The organism is Pseudomonas urmiensis, assembly GCF_014268815.2.
Lineage (GTDB): Bacteria > Pseudomonadota > Gammaproteobacteria > Pseudomonadales > Pseudomonadaceae > Aquipseudomonas > Aquipseudomonas urmiensis.
Genome location: NZ_JABWRE020000001.1, coordinates 448,516 through 465,766 on the forward strand (window position 1 = coordinate 448,516; position 17,251 = coordinate 465,766).

General features: G+C 61.0%; 15 protein-coding genes. 8 read left to right on the forward strand and 7 right to left on the reverse strand.

Annotation, left to right across the window (positions count from 1 at the left end; all coding sequences use genetic code 11):
- The first annotated feature begins 6 nt into the window (after positions 1 to 6).
- Genes HU737_RS01985 through HU737_RS01995 form a run of 3 tightly spaced genes read left to right on the forward strand, consistent with a single transcriptional unit; the run spans position 7 to position 2,137 of the window.
- Entirely contained in the window at positions 7 to 1,101 is a 1,095-nt protein-coding gene (locus HU737_RS01985; protein ID WP_186556386.1) for a GspL/Epsl periplasmic domain-containing protein, read from the forward strand.
- Entirely contained in the window at positions 1,101 to 1,487 is a 387-nt protein-coding gene (gspM, locus tag HU737_RS01990; RefSeq protein WP_186556385.1) for a type II secretion system protein GspM, read from the forward strand. Before HU737_RS01985 ends, gspM begins: the two co-directional genes overlap by 1 nt.
- Positions 1,484 to 2,137 carry a general secretion pathway protein GspN gene (locus HU737_RS01995; protein WP_186556384.1) on the forward strand — a complete coding sequence of 218 codons (654 nt, stop codon included), beginning with the start codon at positions 1,484 to 1,486 and terminating at the stop codon, positions 2,135 to 2,137. The genes gspM and HU737_RS01995 overlap by 4 nt, the downstream gene beginning before the upstream one ends.
- A gap of 61 nt (positions 2,138 to 2,198) precedes the next feature.
- On the opposite strand, the gene HU737_RS02000 is transcribed toward HU737_RS01995, so the two are convergent.
- The 4 genes from HU737_RS02000 to HU737_RS02015 all read right to left on the reverse strand — a co-directional run bounded on the left by HU737_RS02000 (position 2,199) and on the right by HU737_RS02015 (position 9,950).
- Complete coding sequence (locus tag HU737_RS02000) at positions 2,199 to 6,677, reverse strand: hemagglutinin repeat-containing protein (protein WP_225915571.1); 4,479 nt, start codon at positions 6,675 to 6,677, stop codon at positions 2,199 to 2,201.
- A 36-nt stretch (positions 6,678 to 6,713) separates the two neighbouring features.
- On the reverse strand, positions 6,714 to 8,396 hold the full coding sequence (locus tag HU737_RS02005) for a ShlB/FhaC/HecB family hemolysin secretion/activation protein (protein WP_186556382.1): 1,683 nt from the start codon (positions 8,394 to 8,396) through the stop codon (positions 6,714 to 6,716).
- Between the two features lie 430 nt (positions 8,397 to 8,826).
- Complete coding sequence (locus HU737_RS02010; RefSeq protein ID WP_186556381.1) at positions 8,827 to 9,375, reverse strand: L,D-transpeptidase family protein; 549 nt, start codon at positions 9,373 to 9,375, stop codon at positions 8,827 to 8,829.
- Positions 9,376 to 9,398: 23 nt separating this feature from the next.
- On the reverse strand, positions 9,399 to 9,950 hold the full coding sequence (locus HU737_RS02015) for an NUDIX hydrolase (RefSeq protein WP_186556380.1): 552 nt from the start codon (positions 9,948 to 9,950) through the stop codon (positions 9,399 to 9,401).
- A 134-nt stretch (positions 9,951 to 10,084) separates the two neighbouring features.
- On the opposite strand from HU737_RS02015, the gene HU737_RS02020 reads away from it, so the two are divergent.
- The 5 genes from HU737_RS02020 (at position 10,085) to purT (ending at position 13,346) form a co-directional block, all read left to right on the forward strand.
- Complete coding sequence (locus HU737_RS02020; RefSeq protein ID WP_186556379.1) at positions 10,085 to 10,684, forward strand: CoA pyrophosphatase; 600 nt, start codon at positions 10,085 to 10,087, stop codon at positions 10,682 to 10,684.
- 43 nt (positions 10,685 to 10,727) lie between these two features.
- On the forward strand, positions 10,728 to 11,252 hold the full coding sequence (locus tag HU737_RS02025; protein ID WP_186556378.1) for a gamma carbonic anhydrase family protein: 525 nt from the start codon (positions 10,728 to 10,730) through the stop codon (positions 11,250 to 11,252).
- 1 nt (position 11,253) lies between these two features.
- The gene (locus HU737_RS02030) at positions 11,254 to 11,451 is read left to right on the forward strand and encodes a DUF1289 domain-containing protein (RefSeq protein WP_186556377.1); all 198 of its coding nucleotides are present in this window, start codon (positions 11,254 to 11,256) and stop codon (positions 11,449 to 11,451) included.
- A 149-nt stretch (positions 11,452 to 11,600) separates the two neighbouring features.
- Entirely contained in the window at positions 11,601 to 12,068 is a 468-nt protein-coding gene (locus HU737_RS02035) for a VUT family protein (protein ID WP_186556376.1), read from the forward strand.
- Between the two features lie 96 nt (positions 12,069 to 12,164).
- The gene (purT, locus tag HU737_RS02040) at positions 12,165 to 13,346 is read left to right on the forward strand and encodes a formate-dependent phosphoribosylglycinamide formyltransferase (RefSeq protein WP_186556375.1); all 1,182 of its coding nucleotides are present in this window, start codon (positions 12,165 to 12,167) and stop codon (positions 13,344 to 13,346) included.
- A 134-nt stretch (positions 13,347 to 13,480) separates the two neighbouring features.
- Here purT and HU737_RS02045 read toward each other — a convergent pair whose 3' ends face one another.
- From HU737_RS02045 to HU737_RS02055, 3 genes are all read right to left on the reverse strand, one after another.
- Complete coding sequence (locus HU737_RS02045) at positions 13,481 to 14,785, reverse strand: MFS transporter (RefSeq protein WP_186556374.1); 1,305 nt, start codon at positions 14,783 to 14,785, stop codon at positions 13,481 to 13,483.
- Between the two features lie 254 nt (positions 14,786 to 15,039).
- Positions 15,040 to 16,242 (reverse strand): transporter associated domain-containing protein, encoded by a 1,203-nt coding sequence (locus HU737_RS02050; RefSeq protein WP_186556373.1) that lies wholly within the window; start codon positions 16,240 to 16,242, stop codon positions 15,040 to 15,042.
- Positions 16,243 to 16,251: 9 nt separating this feature from the next.
- Complete coding sequence (locus HU737_RS02055; protein WP_186556372.1) at positions 16,252 to 17,061, reverse strand: cytochrome C assembly family protein; 810 nt, start codon at positions 17,059 to 17,061, stop codon at positions 16,252 to 16,254.
- Positions 17,062 to 17,251: the final 190 nt, after the last annotated feature.

A 17,251-nucleotide genomic window follows, 5' to 3' on the forward strand; every position in this document is an offset into this window, starting at 1 on the left:
GGCCGGATGAAACTTAAGTGGCGTCGCCGTGGCCCTCGCCGGGCGTGGCTGTTGCTGCGACCGGGTGCTGCCGCGCAGCCGTGGGACTGGCTATTGGTTGAGCGCGGCGTGCCGAGCCGAGAAGGGCAGGGCGAGCCGCCCAATGATCTCGATGCACGGGTGGCGCTGATCATTCCTGGCCAGCTGTGCAGCCATTTCCAACTGCCAGCCCCCCCGGGGCTCAAGCGTGACGAGTGGCCGTTGCTGCTGGAAGACCGGCTGCTGCAAGCCAGCGATCAGCTGCTGTTTGCCTGTATCGAACGCCTGCCTGGACAGTTGCGCCTGGCGCTGGTGGAGCGTGCGCAGCTCGATGGCTGGCGCAAACAGTGCGCCGACTGGGGGCTTTCGATTGAACGCTGCTGGGCACAACTGCAGCTGTTACCGGCCTCGGCCCCCGGGGCTGGCTGGAGATGGCCGCATGAGCATGAGGATTTATACAAAGGTGTTGCCAGTGATGGTCGCGAGCATTGGCTGTCGTGGCCGCGGGGGCTCGGCGATCCCCCGGCGGTGCCCTGGGCAACGCTGCGAATCGATTGCATCGAGGGGCGTTGGCCGGCGCAATTGGTAGCGCTGGACAGCCTGCCCAGCCTGTTCGAACAGCGCCGCGTCCATGCGCGCTTGAGCCTGCCGCGCGGGCACCTGCGCTTGGTGGCGGCTTGCCTGATTCTGGCCACGGCCTGGGCGGGCTTGTGGCTGAGCCAGCAATGGCGCCAGGCCCAGCTCTATCGCCAGCAGGTACTGGCAGTAACGGGCGAGCAGGCCTCGTTGCGTCAGGCGAGCGTGGCGCTCAAACGCTTGCGGGACGCTGCGAGTGAACGGCAGTTGCGCCTGCGCAAGCTCGATGGGCTGCAAGGGCAATTGCAGGCGTGGCTGGAGCAGCACCCTGGTTGGCGTTTGCAAGCGGTGCGCTTCGATGGACAGCGTTGGCATGTGCACTTGGACGGCGAGGGCCCTGCACCTGCCTGGCAGGACATGGCCAATCAGGCTGGCGCCCAGGTCGAGGTGAGCGATGCCGGGCAGGCGGCGCAGTGGCGCGTGGTCTTCGATCTGGGAGCGGTGTGATGAATCGTGAGCTGTTGCAGCACTACCGCATGCCCTTGGCATGGGCGCTGATCGCAATGCTGGTGCTGTCGCTGGCGGTGCGCGAAGGGCTGGCACAGTGGCGTGAACTGGCCCAGTGGCAGGCGTTGGCCGAGTCGGCGGCGAGCCTGCGCGATGCTCCGCCAATGGGGCTTGAGCGCCTGCGCCAGTCAGCCCAGGCGCGGCAGATCAGCCTGCTGGAGATCGACTCCAATGAAGGGGGTTGGCAGTTGCGCGGTCAGGTGAGCGATGAAAAAACCTTGCAGCAGTGGTTGCTGGCATTGCAGGCGGAGGGCGCTCAGCCACTGCAATGGGCGTTGGAGCAGGGGGACCAAGGGCTACGTTTCGCTGTGCAGGTGCAGCCGTGAGGTGGCATGGGGCTGTATGGCTGTTACTGGTTTTCAGCGTCACGCTGCTGGCCGAACTGCCGGCCCGTTGGCTCACTCAAGGGCTGGCGATCAGTGGGGTCAGCGGCAGCCTCTGGCGCGGCCAGGCGGTGCAGTGGGGGCCGGTGGGGCCATTGCGCTGGGAAATCACTGCGTGGCCCTTGCAAACGCAAGTGCACCTGGGGTTTCAGGGGCAGGGCTGGCAAGCACGATTGTCGGGGTGGCCATGGAATTGGCAGGCAGAACTGCAAGCGTTGTCTGGCCAGGTCAGGGTGGCGACCGGTTACCGATTGGCGGGGCAATGGCAAGGTACGTTGCGCATGCGGGGGGCGGGCGCACGCTGCAGCGGGGCTGATGGGCAAATATCTATCGAGGATCTGGCGCTGGTCGAGCCGTGGTCGCTTGGCCTTGGGCGTGGATCAATGCAGATGGACTGCAGCAGCGGCTGGCATCTGTTCGGACAATTGAATCAGCCAGGACAGCATCAGTTGGAGCTGGATGCCGACCTGTCGGCACGGCGCGCCAAGGTCGACTTTAAGCTACAAAACGATGCTGCCCTGACGCCAATCTTGCGCGCCCTGCAATGGTTGGGACCAACCGAGAGGGTAGGGCAGCGCAAGGTTGGCTGGTAGTCAGGCTATCGACTATCAGCGACGGCGCGGTGCATTGCCGTGAAGAAACTGGCGGCAATAGTCACTTGGCTTGTCCTTGAATGCTCGATACCAATTCCTGATCGTGGTTCAGGTAACTGCCCTGAGCGAGCCCGTACAGATTGAACCCGCTTGGATTGCCCGCAGTACTTTTTTCATTGGATTGCTTCACCAGGGCCAGTGCCTCCTCGACTAATGAAGTGGAGAACTTGATGCCCCCGTCCACCCGGTAGTTATTGCCGGTCAAGGTCTCAGTGGTCACCTTTTCTGCGCTATGCGCGACATCGCCATGAGCTGACGCCAAGCGGGCACCCACCAGATTGATAGCGCCACCGACCTTCAGATCGATCCCCTCAGCACCTTCAAGCCCTGCTTGATGGGCGACATTGTCACGCTTCTCACGCAGTACATAGATGTCGGGTGCCAAGTAATTCTGGGGCTTGTGCTTGGTCAAGAATTTAAGCTGCTGCTTGGCTTCCTGGCCCCACGGTCCGGCAATCGAATTGACTGTATTGGCCCAGCCCTGCGGATTTTTTTCGTGGCTAGCTTTGATATCGACATCCGCAATCCAGGTGTCGACGTTATCCTTGCGGCTTTCAACTTGCAGGTCGCCGCCGATAGTGCCTTGGATATGATCGGCCTTAAGGCTGGTACCTTGCAGCCGGGTATCGCCTTTGCTATTCAAAGCAATGGTTCGCGCTGTAAATGTGCTGGCGTTCCACGTCTGGTTATCGCGCAGGTCCAGGTCGAGTTTGCCGCGCAGCCATAGGCCTTCGGTAGCGGTTTTGCCCTGCTGATTTAAACCGCCTACACCTCCGGTGATATCGAGGTTGTTGTGCTTTGTCTGGTTTGCCGAGGATTCAATCAGCGCGCCGCCATTCCATGCCTGTAACTGGATGAGCCCGGCTGATGCCTGCACACCCTGTAGATGTAGGGCTCGCTCGTTGTTAGCACGACTGGAGAGCGTCAACTGGCCGTTGCTGTGTAAATGGCTATCTACAGCCTCGATGTCATCTTCGTCGACATTGCCATATCCCAGGTGGCCGCCAATACCCCCACCTTTGGTGTCACCTTGTTTGGCAGACACTTCCAGACCGCCATCTAGCCTGTTGTTTTGGGCCTTATGCGTGTTACGGGCTGAGCTGATCTGCAAGTTCCCGCCACTGTGCAAATTGATGTCGCCGACCTTGGCGGCCTCACTACCAATCCGTGTTCCTTCAAGCAGTAGATCGCCAGCGCTGCTTAGGAGTACCTCACCGTCTGCCTTGATCGATGCCACCTTAGCCACGGACTTTGAACTTGAGCTGTCAGCCGTATCGAAGTAACCGCGGAATTCCGCACCCTTTTCGCCCGGCTTACTGCTGACTTTGAGTCGAGCCTTCGCATTGAGCGAGCCTGATTCCTTGCTTCTCAGGCTGCTTGCTTGAAGCACCGACAACGAGCCACCGCTGAGAATATGTACCCCACCCGTAGCTGCATTGATTTGGCTGCCTTGATAAACGCCATCACCACTGAGCCTGATATTTATGCCTTGACCTTTAAGACTGCCCAGCACTGCGGTGCTGGTGTTTTCTACCGTATCAAGCGAGCCACCCTTACCGGCGAGGCGCACACCGACATCCGATCCTGTGGTGGTGTCAACGCGAACATCGGCGTCGGCGCTGAGGTTGTGCACGGTGTGCACGCTGGTATTTTGTGCGGTCAGCATGTTGTGCTGCTTCGCGTCGATCTCCAGAAGACCGCTGCGTGCGTGCCAGGCGGTGCCTTGGTCATCAATGACAGCTGCCTTGACCTCGACTGATGCGCCGGACAATTCATTGACCTGTGCGTACTCTTTGCTCCAGTTCTCCTGGCGATCTTTGTAGCGAAAAGTTACGTCAATGCCAACGCTTGGTGGAGTGAACGCATCGACGATCGAATCTTGCTGGAAGCGGTCGGCTGGCTGGCCATCCACTATCTCTACGATGGGTTTGGTCAGGCCGTGATATTCCAGGCTGGCACCGAGGCTGGCCCGCCAATGATTGCTATCTGCCGCAATGTTCAGTTCGTTCGATGCCGCGCGATTCACGATGTTGCCAGCGTGAATCTTGAGGTGCTTGCCGGCGTCGATACGACTGGCTTCATTGAGCAGATCATTGTCGCTATTAATCGCCACATTGCCTGTAGCTAGCAGTTCACTGCGCTGCACCTTGCTGTTTTCGCTTTTTGAGGTTTCGGTGCTTTGCAGTGCTTCCAGCGCGAAGCCGACTCGCTCGACACCAACGCTGAGCGCCACGGCCTCGCCGAGCTCATCTAAACGACTGGAAAACGATAGTGTATCGTCAACGGCGGTCAGGCTAATCTTGTTGCCTTGCAGGTTGAGATCACCCGCCCGGGCATTGAGTTTGGCACCCCGGGCCCGTAGGTGAGTGTCGCTGCGAAGGCTCAGCGAAGCTGCTGCAAGTTCACTGGCGTGCTGTTTATATTGAACACTTTCTTTAATCGTCACAGGTGCGCGATAGCCGCCATAGAACTCCCATTGGTGAGAACCGGGCTTGCCATCTTGCGCGGGCTGGGTTTCGCGGGTACCAAAATCAAATGTGTGCAGAGCGCTCAGGGTTGAAAAGTCGTTGCGTTCAAGTGCGCTATCGATTACTAGGGCTTTAGTGGCATTTACATTCATGTGCCCTGCCGCCTCGATACGCGCCCCCAGAATCTTCAAATCGTCAGTGCTGGAGAGGTCCAAGTTAGCGCCGGATTTGATATTACTGAGTTGCGGCCGTTGATGGACGGCATGGCTCAGCGCGAGGCCTAACACCTTGCTGTTGTGGTCAGAGGTAATTGTGCTTTCACCAGAAGAACCTGCCGCCACTGTCAGTGAGCCCTTGGTGCTATGGAGCTGTGCATCGCCCTTACTGGTCACTTCACTGCCGCGGATAGTGATCCGCTCGCCCTGGGCGGCGAGGGTTGCCGCCGTCACGTTAGTACCGGAATAGCGCCATGGTCGCTGGTGTTTATTGGCTGGGGCTTTGGATACATGGCGGTCAGAGGTCGCCCAACGTTGAACGTCGTCCTCAAGCCTTTGACCAGCCAGATTAATATCTCTGGCCTCAAGTTGCAGGTGGCCTGCACTTTCCAGGTTGCTGCTCTTGATGTCCAGGGCGTTGGCTGCTTTGATCTCCAAGTGGTTGGCGCTCAATGTACTGGCATGTGCTTTTTGCTGGGTGTCAGAGGTGTAAGTAGCATCAGGCCAAGATTTGTCGCTGTTTTCGCGTTGGTAGCGTCTGGTATTGGTTTCTTCGATAGCTGCGCTGACATCTATGTTGCCTTTACTCTCCAGGCGCAGACCCTCCTGCGCTTGAACGGTGGCGGCTTGCAGTGCCATATCGCCATGCGATTGCAGGCTGATGTCACCGCTGCTGTGCAACTGGGTGCCGCGTGGTCGGTAAACGGTGGTAAAGCGCTTTTGCACCTGGTCGTTGTGACGGTCTTCTTTTTTACCGGTCTCAGTATCAAGCTTCAGCTGTTTTCCAGCGGTAACAGCGATCCGCTGGGCAGAGCCATCAACCGCGCGTAGTGTCAGGTCTCCAGCGGCTTTGAGTCGTAACCCACCTTGTTTGGCTTTAAGCGTGCTGGAGGATATCGGGTCGCCGAAGACCTCTAAGTCACCTGCTGAATCAATAAGGATGTCGTGGTCGGCTTCAACCCTGATCGGCCCCATGCGCACGCCTGCACCTTCAGCGGTACTGCGGATATTGATGCGGCCCGCGTACATGGCTCCGAGGAGGTTGGCATCAATGTTCGATGGGTCGCCGGGCTCGTGCCTGATGATCTTTCCATTGTGTTTATCAATGAGGTTGCGGCCGACGGAGATGTTGAGATTGCCTTTCGCCGCGAGTAGACCGGTGCTGTCCAGGCGTGGTGCGATCAGGTGCAAGGCACCGTCGGTATTGGTCTGACCATCGCCCTTCACCTCCAGTTTGCCGTTGGCGTTTAGCGTCTCAAATGTTTGCAGTTGCCCGCTCTGAAATCCCGGCTTGCCAACCACGAAGCCAGCAACTGCTGTATTGATGAATCGACCACCATTGAGGGTAATGCCGTTGGGGTTAGCGAGAATGTAGCTGGCCCGTTGACCAAAAATTTCCTGAGTGCCTTCGATCAACGAAGCGTTGCGACTAACCACTTCGTTGAGAATGGTCGAAGCGGCCTGGCCTTGGAACTGGGGGTTGGCAGTCAGCTTGCCAGCCAGTTGCGATCCGCCACCCTGCAAGGCGTTGTTCAGCACCACGCCTTGCTTGCCAACGTTGTAGTCGATGAACTTGTTGTGCGACAGCCCGTTGGCATCAGGCGCGACGATGTTGATCACGGGCACCCCATGTTGGTGGTTGATGATTGGCGAACCGCCAGAGTCCAACTTCGCCTGCAGACCGCCTTGGGCGTGCACGCTGGCGGAGCCCAGCAGGGCGAGGAAGATCGTCCAGCGCAAGGTATCCGGCTTGGTTGGTGGACAAGCAGAGGAGGAGGTGTAGGGGGAGGGGCACATGTACACGATCACTTTTTGCGGTGGTGGGAGGGAAAGTCAGATGTTCAGGGTCCATTCCATTACCCAGAAGCCTCGCTCAAGCCCGGAGGTGGGGCGTTCGCTGGCATACAGGGCGCGCTGGTAGTCGAGACGCAGGCGGCTTTGCGGCAGGCTCAGCTCGAGACCCGCCGCAGCGCCAGCCAGGCGTTGCGGGGTGCTGCTGTGGGCGAACTGGGACCAGCCCAGGTCCAGGCCGAGAGTGGGGCGTACTTGGAATGGCTGGGCCAAGTTCAGCGGCAGCGCTTGGCTCAGGGTGTTGCGCCAGACAGCGGCGCTGGCGCCGGAGGCATTGTGCTGGCGGAAGCCGCGTACGGCCGAGTCATCGCTGAGCTGGAACTGCTCGACCACTGGCAGGACATCAGTGCTGTACTGCAGGGCCAGCTCGCTCTGCCAGCGCCAAGGCAAGTGCGCAGGCCCCTGACGCAGGTGCAGCAGGTTGGCGCGGTACTTGACGAAGTCAGGTCGCGGCGCCTGTTTTTGAAAGAAGGGCCGGTCGGCACCGAACCAGTCCAGACCTCGGCTGATGCCTAGATAGGCATTCCACAGGCCATGATCGAGCCACAGCAGGTTGAGGCCCGCTTCGAAGGTGGTGAGGGTCGGGCTCTGCACTGCAATGACGGTGCTACCGGCACGGTTGACCAGTTGCTTGCGATCCAATCGGGAGCTGGCGCTGAGCATGCCGCGCTGGTTGCGCCACAGCATCCGTTCGGCGCCAAGGCCGAACACGCGGCTGTCGCCATTACTGCTCAGGCGGCTTTGCGGGATGGGCGCGCGATAGCGCATTTGGCTGGCGCTGAGGTTGAACGACCAAGGGCCATAAGGAACGCTGTAGTACAGGTTGACCCCGCGGCTTTGGCCTGGTGCATCGAGTACCGTCGACAGCAACGACAGGCGCAGGTCGTCGTTCAGCCCCAGCGGGCTGTCCAGTCCAAGCCCTAGGTTCAGGCGATGGCGGCCAGTCAGCGCACTGCCGCGATTGTCAACGCGGGTGGCGAGGTGCCAGCGCGAGGTGACCCGACGTGGCTGCAGCACTACGCGGGTGCCGCCCTGCATTTGCCCAGGGAGCAGGTCGATACCGAGGTCGTAGGCGCGCAATCGATTGAGCTGGTCCAGCCCCTGTTCGAGGTCTGGCAGATGCAGCGGTTGCCCCAGCAGGTCGGGAAACGCACTTTGCAGTGACAGCGGCAGTTCGGCGTCGGTCAGCTCGATCGATTCGATGAAGCCTTCGATAACGATGATATCCAGCGGCGCATCATGCTCGGGATGTCGAGCCAGGTAAGGACGGCTGGTGGGATAGCCGGCTTTTACATAGCGCTCGGTCAGCCCCTTGAGCAACAGGTTGATATCGCCAATGCTCATGCAAGGCTGCGACAGTGCCTGTACTGTGGGTTGCAGCGCTTGAGTCGCAAGCTTGTGGTTGCCGGCCAGGCGCACGCCGCTGATCGCCCAGCAGTGGTTATCCGAGGTGTCGGTGGCAGCCCCATCGTCATCGTGCGCAGCGATCGGTTGCAGGCGTTGCCAGCGTTCGAGCTGTTGCAATTGTTCGCGCTGACGCTGGGCCTGCTGCCGGTCGCGTAGTTGCTGGCTGGCAGTGTCGGCCTGGGTCGGGGCAATCGTCAGCAGCGTAATCGCGCCGCAGGCAAGTAAGCTGCGGGCAATTGAATGCACCCAGGATGACATTGAAGAACCTCGCAAATGATGTGAGAAAAAGGAATCCATTTGCGTGAATTCTAAGAATCAAGGCATTTGTTTGAATGTGGTTATATGACATCCGCCACGTGGGTTAGCGGATGTTGGTGTGTGGGAAAGTAGGTGAGATGAGAGCGGGGGTAAGTGAAATTAACGCCGTATTAAGTGGACGGTCTGCTTAATTGTCCAATTATGTCCAATGAATACTGGCGATCTAGGACGAGCTTCGAGCAAGCATATGTTATGCCCCCCTAGCTGGGGACTAATACTTGGTTTGTAGGATTTATTTCTGGTTAGAAGACTTCAGTACATATTTAATACGCGCAGCCGCAAAATAGCTGCTTAGCCACTGCTCCCATTGCGGGAGCAACTGAACCAGAGCGTTGTCAGCGGAGATACGAGTGGGAATGAACAGCGCAGCTTAAGGACGAATCTCGATCATGGTGCCATCCTTGACCATGCTCCACACTTCGCGCATGTCATCGTTACGCATGGCGATGCAGCCCTCGGTCCAATCCAGGGTATGGAAATACCACTCCGGATAGTCTTCGTTGATCGGCGTGCCGTGGATCATGATCATGCTGCCGGCAGCTACACCTTCACGGCGCGCCTTGGCGGCATCGCTGATATTCGGGTAAGAGATGTGCATGGCCAGGTTGAAGCGGTCGCTGACCTTGCGCCAGTCCAGCCAGTAGAAGCCTTCGGGGGTGCGCTTGTCGCCTTCGCGCTCCTTGGCGCCCTTGGGCTGCTTGCCCAGCGAAATGCGGTAGGTCTTGAGCGGCTCGCCACGGCTGATTAGCTGTAGGCGACGTTCGGACTTGATCACCAGTACCTTGTCGATCAGCGGATGTTCCTGCGCAGGGGCCTGGGTTTGCACCTGCGCCTGGGGTTTGCGAATGATCGTCTCGGTGAAGGCCGCCTGGGACACCGATACAACGCTGAGGCAGAAGAGGGCGAGCAACCAACGCATGAAACGGTATCCCTGCAAACGATTTAAGTGGACGACGAGACGTTCATCGGCGGCAGGTATTCATGGCCTATGGGGAAGTGCTGCCTGATGCGGTCGCGATAGTAGCATTCTAGTGTGCGAGTGACTGTCCGAAAAGCCAGCTCCCCCCAAGGGATTTCCTCCTCCTCGAACAAACGCACCTCCAGGCTCTCTTGCCCCACGGCGAAGTCCAGGTCCGCCAGTTGCGCGCGGAAGAACAGGTGCACCTGGTTGATGTGCGGCAGATCGAACAGCTGATACAGGCTCATTTCCCCGACCCGAGCGCAGGCTTCCTCGACCGTTTCGCGACGAGCGGCAGCGTCGGTGGTCTCGCCGTTTTCCATAAAGCCGGCCGGTAGGGTCCAGAAACCCCGGCGCGGCTCGATCGCCCGGCGGCACAACAGCACCTTGCTCCCCCATATGGGCAGCACGCCGGCGACGATATTCGGGTTCTGGTAATGGATGGTCTGGCAATGCTCGCAGACGTAGCGCAAGCGGCTATCGCCTTCGGGTATCCGTTGAATGACCGGTTGGCCGCACGCGCTGCAGAAATTCATGCTTTGCTTCCCTTAAGATCAGCCTATCTTGGCGCGCCTGGGGCATGGGCCGCAAGCCGCCCCCTGGCAGGGCTTGGGTGCCTTGGGGCTTTTGGTGCATCATGCAGGCCAGGCTTTGGAATCGAGAGTGCGTAATGCTGGACGAGCTTCTTCGCCGAATGAGCAACCATATCCCCGCGTCACTGGAGGCGGATCGCCGTTTTCCCGAGGCGGCGGTACTCTTGCCCATCACCCGCAGCGAAGAGCCCGAACTGGTACTGACGCTGCGCGCCCAGGGGCTTTCCACCCATGGTGGGGAAGTGGCTTTTCCGGGGGGGCGGCGCGATCCGGAAGACCCTGACCTGATCTTCACCGCCCTGCGCGAGGCGCAGGAAGAAATCGGCTTGCCGCCAGGCCTGGTCGAGGTGATCGGCCCGCTCAGTCCGCTGATTTCCCTGCATGGCCTGAAGGTGACGCCATTCGTCGGTTTGATCCCCGATTACGTCGAATACCACGCCAATGATGCCGAGATCGCGGCAGTATTCACCGTTCCGCTGGAATTCTTCCGCCAGGACCCGCGTGACCACACCCACCGGATCGATTATCAAGGGCGCAGCTGGTACGTGCCCAGTTATCGCTATGGCGAGTACAAGATCTGGGGGTTGTCGGCGATCATGATCGTCGAGCTGGTCAACCTGCTGTTCGATGCCGGCATCAGCTTGCACAAGCCACCAGAGCGTTTCATCCAGAACTGAGCGGGGTCGACCCCGCCACTCGCCAGACCGTGAGGAGCTATCCATGAAATACCGCTTGGGTGACATGCGGGTAGAAACCCATCCCAGCAGCTGGGCGGCGCCCACTGCCACGCTGATCGGCAAGGTTCGCCTGCAAGCGCGCGCCAGCGTCTGGTTCGGTGCGGTGCTGCGCGGTGACAACGAGCTGATCGACATAGGCGAGGACAGCAATGTCCAGGATGGCACGGTGATGCACACCGACATGGGTTCGCCGCTGACCCTTGGCAAGGGCGTGACCATTGGTCACAACGCCATGCTGCATGGCTGCACGGTGGGCGACTACAGCCTGATCGGCATCAACGCGGTGATCCTCAATGGCGCGAAGATTGGCAAGCACTGCATCATCGGCGCCAATGCGCTGATCCCTGAGGGCAAGGAAATTCCTGACGGCTCGCTGGTGATGGGCTCGCCCGGCAAAGTGGTGCGTGAGCTGACCGATGCGCAGAAGCGTATGCTGGAAGCCAGCGCTGCCCACTACGTGCATAACGCCGAACGTTATGCACGCGACCTGGCACCCCAGGAGGATTGAGATGAGTGACGCCGAACGCCCCGTGGCTTCGCCCTGCGTCAGTATCTGCGCGCTGGATGAGCAGGACATTTGCACCGGTTGCCAGCGCAGCGTGGCGGAGATTACCCGTTGGGGGCGGATGGATAACGCTGAGCGTCGCCAAGTGCTCAAGCTGTGCCATGAGCGGGCGGTGGCGGCGGGGATGATCCTCGGCCTTTGAATTTGCCGGTTGCCGTACGGCCTCTTCGCGGGACAAGCCCGCTTCTACAGGATTTACGCTGAGCCTGTAGGAGCGGATTTACCCGCGAAGAGGCTGGCGCTGACTCGAAAATCAAGTAATCTGTGCGGCTTGTCCGACGATTGCCAGCCATGTTCTATCTGATCGCCTATATCAGCAGCGTAGTGCTGATCAACTACGCCTTTTCCAGCGCCCCGCACTTGGACGTGATCTGGTCTGCCTGGGGCGGGCTGGTGTTCATCCTGCGCGACATGGTGCAGACCCGCTATGGTCACGGCGCGCTGCTGGCCATGCTGGCGGCCTTGTTGCTGTCCTACATCACCTCGGAGCCGGCCATCGCCCTGGCCAGCGCTACCGCCTTCTTCGTCTCCGAATTGATCGATTGGCTGGTGTTTAGCATCACCCGTCGACCGCTGCGCGATCGCCTGTGGCTGAGTTCGGCGCTGAGCATTCCTGTCGATACCTTCATTTTCTTCGGCATGATCGGCGCGCTGACACCCGCGGTCGCTGGTACCGCGCTGGCGTCGAAGTTTGCTGGGGTAACGGCGGTGTGGCTGGCAATGACCTGGCGAGCGCGGAAAAACGCCTTGGCAGGCTGACCTGCGGTGCGCCCGCAACCTGATGTAGAATATCGGTCCTTTTTCAGCGGGCAGCGCACAGCCTGACGCAGCCCCGGACGCCTTCGAGGACCTGAAATGACCCGTATCGGAACCCCATTGTCGCCCACCGCGACCCGAGTACTGCTGTGCGGCTGCGGCGAACTGGGTAAAGAAGTGGTGATCGAACTGCAGCGCCTGGGCGTCGAAGTGATCGCCGTGGACCGTTACGCCAATGCCCCAGCCATGCAGGTTGCCCATCGCAGCCACGTCATCAACATGCTTGACGGCGTTGCCCTGCGTGCGGTGATCGAGGCTGAGAAGCCGCATTACATCGTCCCTGAAATCGAAGCCATCGCCACCGCCACCCTGGTCGAGCTTGAGAACGAAGGCTTCAACGTGGTGCCTACCGCCCGCGCTACCCAGCTGACCATGAACCGCGAAGGCATCCGCCGCCTGGCCGCTGAAGAGCTCGATCTGCCGACCTCGCCCTACCACTTCGCCGACACCTTCGAGGACTACGCCAAGGCTGTCGCCGATGTCGGCTACCCCTGCGTGGTCAAGCCGGTGATGAGTTCCTCGGGCAAGGGCCAGAGCCTGCTGCGCAGCGACGCTGACCTGCAGAAATCCTGGGACTACGCGCAAGAAGGCGGTCGCGCCGGCAAGGGCCGGGTGATCGTTGAAGGCTTTATCGATTTCGAATACGAAATCACCCTGCTTACCGTGCGCCATGTGGGCGGCACCACCTTCCTCGAGCCGGTTGGCCATCGTCAGGAGAAGGGCGACTACCAAGAGTCGTGGCAGCCGCAGGCGATGAGCGCCAAGGCGCTGGCCGAATCGCAGCGGGTGGCCAAGGCGGTTACTGATGCCCTGGGCGGGCGGGGTCTGTTCGGCGTGGAGCTGTTCGTCAAGGGCGATCAGGTGTGGTTCAGCGAAGTCTCGCCGCGTCCGCATGACACCGGCCTGGTGACCCTGATCTCGCAAGACCTGTCGCAGTTCGCCCTGCATGCGCGGGCGATTCTCGGCTTGCCGATTCCGCTGGTGCGCCAGTTCGGCCCATCGGCTTCGGCGGTGATTTTGCCGCAAGGCCAGTCGCAGCAGACCAGCTTCGCCAACCTCGGTGCTGCCTTGAGCGAGCCGGATACCGCCATTCGCCTGTTCGGCAAGCCTGAAATCAATGGCCAGCGGCGCATGGGCGTGTGCCTGGCGCGCGATGAGTCGATCGAAGCGGCGCGGGCCAAGGCGACTCGTGCTTCGCAGGCGGTCAAAGTCGAGTTCTAACGTCAATCGCGGGGCAAGCCCGCTCCCACGCAATCCTCATATGGCTGCGTGGGAGCAGAGCAGCGTCGCCAACCGCGGTGCTGTCTGCCTCATATGGCGTGGGAGCGGGCTTGCCCCGCGATGTTTGCCTGGCTTTAGAGCTCTGCGTTACGCGTCTCTTTCAAGCACAGCACAGCAATCAAGCTGAGCACTGCTGCTGCCGACACGTAGCCTCCTACCCAACTCAAACCGCCCATGCTCACCAGTTTCTGCGCAAAGAACGGTGCGGCCGAAGCCCCGACGATACCGCCCAGGTTGTAGGCTGCCGAGGCGCCGGTATAGCGCACATGGGTCGGGAACAGCTCGGGCAGCAATGCCCCCATCGGCGCGAAGGTCACCCCCATCAAGAACAGCTCGATGGCCAGGAACAGCGCCACGCCCGTGGTCGAGCCCGAGGTCAGCAGAGGCTCCATGGTAAAGCCCGATGCCACCGCCAGCAGACCGCCGACGATCAACACCGGCTTGCGCCCGTAACGATCGCTGAGCCAGGCCGACAGCGGCGTGGCCAGGGCCATGAACACCACCGCGAAACACAGCAGGCCGAGGAAAGTCTCCCGGCTGTAGCCCAGGGTCGAGACGCCGTAGCTGAGCGAGAACACCGTGGAGATGTAGAACAGCGCATAGCACACCACCATCGCCGCAGCGCCAAGCAGGGTCGGCCGCCAGTGCTTGGCGAATAGATCGACTACTGGCATCTTGACCCGTTGGTGCTGGGCCACGGCTTTGGCGAACACTGGGCTCTCTTCAAGCTTGAGGCGCACGTACAGGCCGACCAGCACCAGCGCGGCGCTGAGCAGGAACGGAATACGCCAGCCCCACTCACGGAACTGCTCGTCGCTAAGGGTCAGTGCCAGGCTCAGGAACAGGCCGTTTGCGGCCAGGAAGCCGATCGACGGGCCCAGTTGCGGGAACATGCCGAACCAGGCGCGCTTGCCCGGCGGGGCGTTTTCCGTGGCCAGCAACGCCGCGCCACCCCATTCGCCGCCCAGCCCCAGGCCCTGGCCGAAGCGCAGCAGGCAAAGGATGATCGGCGCCCAGACGCCAATACTGTCGTAGCCAGGCAGAACGCCAATTGCTGTGGTCGAAACACCCATCAGCAGCAACGAGGCCACCAGGGTCGACTTGCGCCCGATGCGGTCGCCGAAGTGGCCGAACAGCGCCGAGCCCAGTGGCCGGGCAAGGAAGGCAATACCAAAGGTGAGGAAGGCGGCGAGCATTTGCGCGGTGCCCGACCCCGAGGGGAAGAATACCGGGCCGATCACCAGCGCAGCAGCGGTGGCGTATACATAAAAGTCGTAGAACTCGATGGCGGTGCCGATGAAGCTGGCGGTGGCCACCCGCGCGGGCGAGTTGACCGGCGCGACCGGGGTCGAGTCGGCGAAGGTGCTGCTGGTTGTCATTGCGTGGATCCCTGACAGTCAGATGCTCGCTGGCAAGCCGCACTGTGCCCAGGCAGGCACGGGCGCGCGGGCGCCGGAGCGTATTGTTGTGAGTCGCTCGACTGACGATGGCCCAGGGGATAAGGAGGGGAGCGGGGCTGTTCGGGGTGTTGAAGCAGGACCGCAGGGCTATCAGTGAAGCGGACTGGCCGTGTGACGCCGGGCGCGGGTAGCGGGCGGGACGGCAGGGCTGGGTAAGCGTGACCGGAGTATAGCTATCGGGTCACGGTCCAGACCAGTACCTTGCTGGCACAATTGTCCTCTGTTTCGAGGATTTCCAGGCGATAACGGCCGATTTTCAGGCACACGGCGCTGGCTGGAATGCTCTCCAGCGCTTCGGTGACCAGGCCATTGAGGGTCTTCGGCCCGCCATCGCAAGGCAGGTGCCAGCCCAGGCTGCGGTTGAGTTCGCGCAGCGAAGCGGTACCTTCGATGACGAAACGGCCATCGGCCTGGGGGTGGATGTGCGGGTTGTCCAGGCTCTGCTCGTCTTCGAACTCGCCGACGATCTCCTCGAGGATGTCCTCCAGGGTAACGATGCCCAGCACTTCGCCATACTCATCCACCACCACGCCCAGGCGCCGCTGCTGCTTGTGGAAATTCAGCAGCTGCAGTTGCAGTGGGGTGCTTTCGGGAACGAAGTAAGGCTCGTAGCAGGCGCCGTGGAGGGCTTCGAGGGTCAGCTCGGCACGCGGCAGCAGGTGACTGATCAGCTTGGTATTGAGGATCGCTTCAACCTGGTTGATGTCGTTGTGGTACACCGGCAGGCGGGTATGCCGGCTGACGATCAGTTGCTCGATGATCTGTTCGATGGGGTCGTCCAGGTTGATGCCATCGACTTCGTTGCGCGGCACCAGGATGTCGTTGACGGTGATCTTGTCCAGCGCTTGCAGGCCATCGAGCAGGCCATGACGGGGCGTCTCGTGCTGCTGGTCATCGTCCTCATGCTGTTCCTGCTCATGCAAGGCAACCGCTGTGGGCTGTGGGCGGAACGGGCGCAGGATCAGCTTGGCTGTGCCGTCGAGCAGGCAGGCAAAGGGTTGTAGCAGGGCCAGGGGAAGTCTGAGCAGGCTGGCACCGAGGCTGACGAAGGCCTGGGGGTTGCGCCGGGCCAGGCGCCGCGGCAGATACTCGGCCAGTACCAGCAGCGCCAGGCTGGCGGCCAGGCCGCCGAGCCAGAAGCCATGTTCGCCGCTATGGCGTTGGCCAATCAGGCAAGCCAGGCCGAGCACCAGCAGCTTGCCCAGGCTGGCGCCGAACACCAGTGCCTGGGCGGGTAGGTTGGGTTCGCCGGTTTCTGCGCCGCGGGCATGGCCATTGAGTAACTGGCGTGCTGCATCGACCGCGGTAAACAACGCCGCCCACAGCAGTGCCAGGGCCAAGGTACCAAGCAGCGGGGCAAACGGCAGGCTATCCATAGGTGACCGTCAGATGTGCAGGATGAATTCGCGTACCAGCTTGCTGCCGAAGTAGGCCAGCATCAACAGGCAGAAACCGGCCAGGGTCCAGCGAATCGCCTTGTGTCCACGCCAGCCCAGGCGGGTGCGCCCCCACAGCAAGACGCTGAACACGATCCAGGCGACGCAGGCGAGCAGGGTCTTGTGCACCAGGTGCTGGGCGAACAAGTTGTCGAGGAACAGCCAGCCGGAGATCAGCGACAGCGATAGCAACGCCCAGCCGGCCCAGAGGAAACCAAACAGCAGGCTTTCCATGGTTTGCAGCGGCGGGAAGTTGCGGATCAGTCCGGACGGGTGCTTGTGCTTGAGCTGGTGGTCTTGCAGTAGCAGCAGCAGGGCTTGGAACACCGCGATGGTGAATAGCCCGTAGGCCAGGATCGACAGCAGGATGTGCGCGAGGATCCCCGGTTCTTCGTTGATCAAAGGCACCGTACCGGGTGGCGCGAACTGGGCCAGCAGGGCGGTTATAGCGCCGAGCGGGAACAGCAACACCAACAGGTTTTCCACGGGTATGCGCAGGCAGGCCAGCAGCGTCAGGCCGATGACGGCCACGGCAATCAGGCTGGAGGCGCTGAAGAAGTCCAGGCTCAGGCCCAGCGGCGTGAGCAGTTGGAAGAACAGCGCGCCGCCTTGGGCGATCACCGCGATGGCACCGAGCAGGCCGAGCAGCCGTTTGTCGGCGCGGGTGCCTTGGGCCAGGCGACTGCCGTGATAGAGCGCGGCGGCGATGTACAGGCCGGCGGCGATCAGATTGGGGATAAGACTGGGTGAAGAGAGCATAAGTCCTGGTAGGCAAGCCCTGAAAGAGAGGGAGTTTGGCATAGAACGCCGCTGCCAAGGAAGTCTGCGGGCAGGCTGGGGCATTGATATCGATCATGCTGGCCTGTTCACGGCTGAGCTCGCTGCGTCAGGGTCCAAGTCGCAGGCCTATTTTGCACACGGCAGGTGCATCCATCCGAGCATGGTGTGC

Coding starts and splice junctions, on each gene's coding strand:
- HU737_RS01985 (WP_186556386.1), top strand. CDS start 7: ATGAAACTTAAGTGGCGTCGCCGTGGCCCTCGCCGGGCGTGGCTGTTG.
- gspM (WP_186556385.1), top strand. CDS start 1,101: ATGAATCGTGAGCTGTTGCAGCACTACCGCATGCCCTTGGCATGGGCG.
- HU737_RS02000 (WP_225915571.1), bottom strand. CDS start 6,677: ATGTGCCCCTCCCCCTACACCTCCTCCTCTGCTTGTCCACCAACCAAG.
- HU737_RS02005 (WP_186556382.1), bottom strand. CDS start 8,396: ATGTCATCCTGGGTGCATTCAATTGCCCGCAGCTTACTTGCCTGCGGC.
- HU737_RS02010 (WP_186556381.1), bottom strand. CDS start 9,375: ATGCGTTGGTTGCTCGCCCTCTTCTGCCTCAGCGTTGTATCGGTGTCC.
- HU737_RS02015 (WP_186556380.1), bottom strand. CDS start 9,950: ATGAATTTCTGCAGCGCGTGCGGCCAACCGGTCATTCAACGGATACCC.
- HU737_RS02020 (WP_186556379.1), top strand. CDS start 10,085: ATGCTGGACGAGCTTCTTCGCCGAATGAGCAACCATATCCCCGCGTCA.
- HU737_RS02025 (WP_186556378.1), top strand. CDS start 10,728: ATGAAATACCGCTTGGGTGACATGCGGGTAGAAACCCATCCCAGCAGC.
- HU737_RS02030 (WP_186556377.1), top strand. CDS start 11,254: ATGAGTGACGCCGAACGCCCCGTGGCTTCGCCCTGCGTCAGTATCTGC.
- HU737_RS02035 (WP_186556376.1), top strand. CDS start 11,601: ATGTTCTATCTGATCGCCTATATCAGCAGCGTAGTGCTGATCAACTAC.
- purT (WP_186556375.1), top strand. CDS start 12,165: ATGACCCGTATCGGAACCCCATTGTCGCCCACCGCGACCCGAGTACTG.
- HU737_RS02045 (WP_186556374.1), bottom strand. CDS start 14,785: ATGACAACCAGCAGCACCTTCGCCGACTCGACCCCGGTCGCGCCGGTC.
- HU737_RS02050 (WP_186556373.1), bottom strand. CDS start 16,242: ATGGATAGCCTGCCGTTTGCCCCGCTGCTTGGTACCTTGGCCCTGGCA.
- HU737_RS02055 (WP_186556372.1), bottom strand. CDS start 17,061: ATGCTCTCTTCACCCAGTCTTATCCCCAATCTGATCGCCGCCGGCCTG.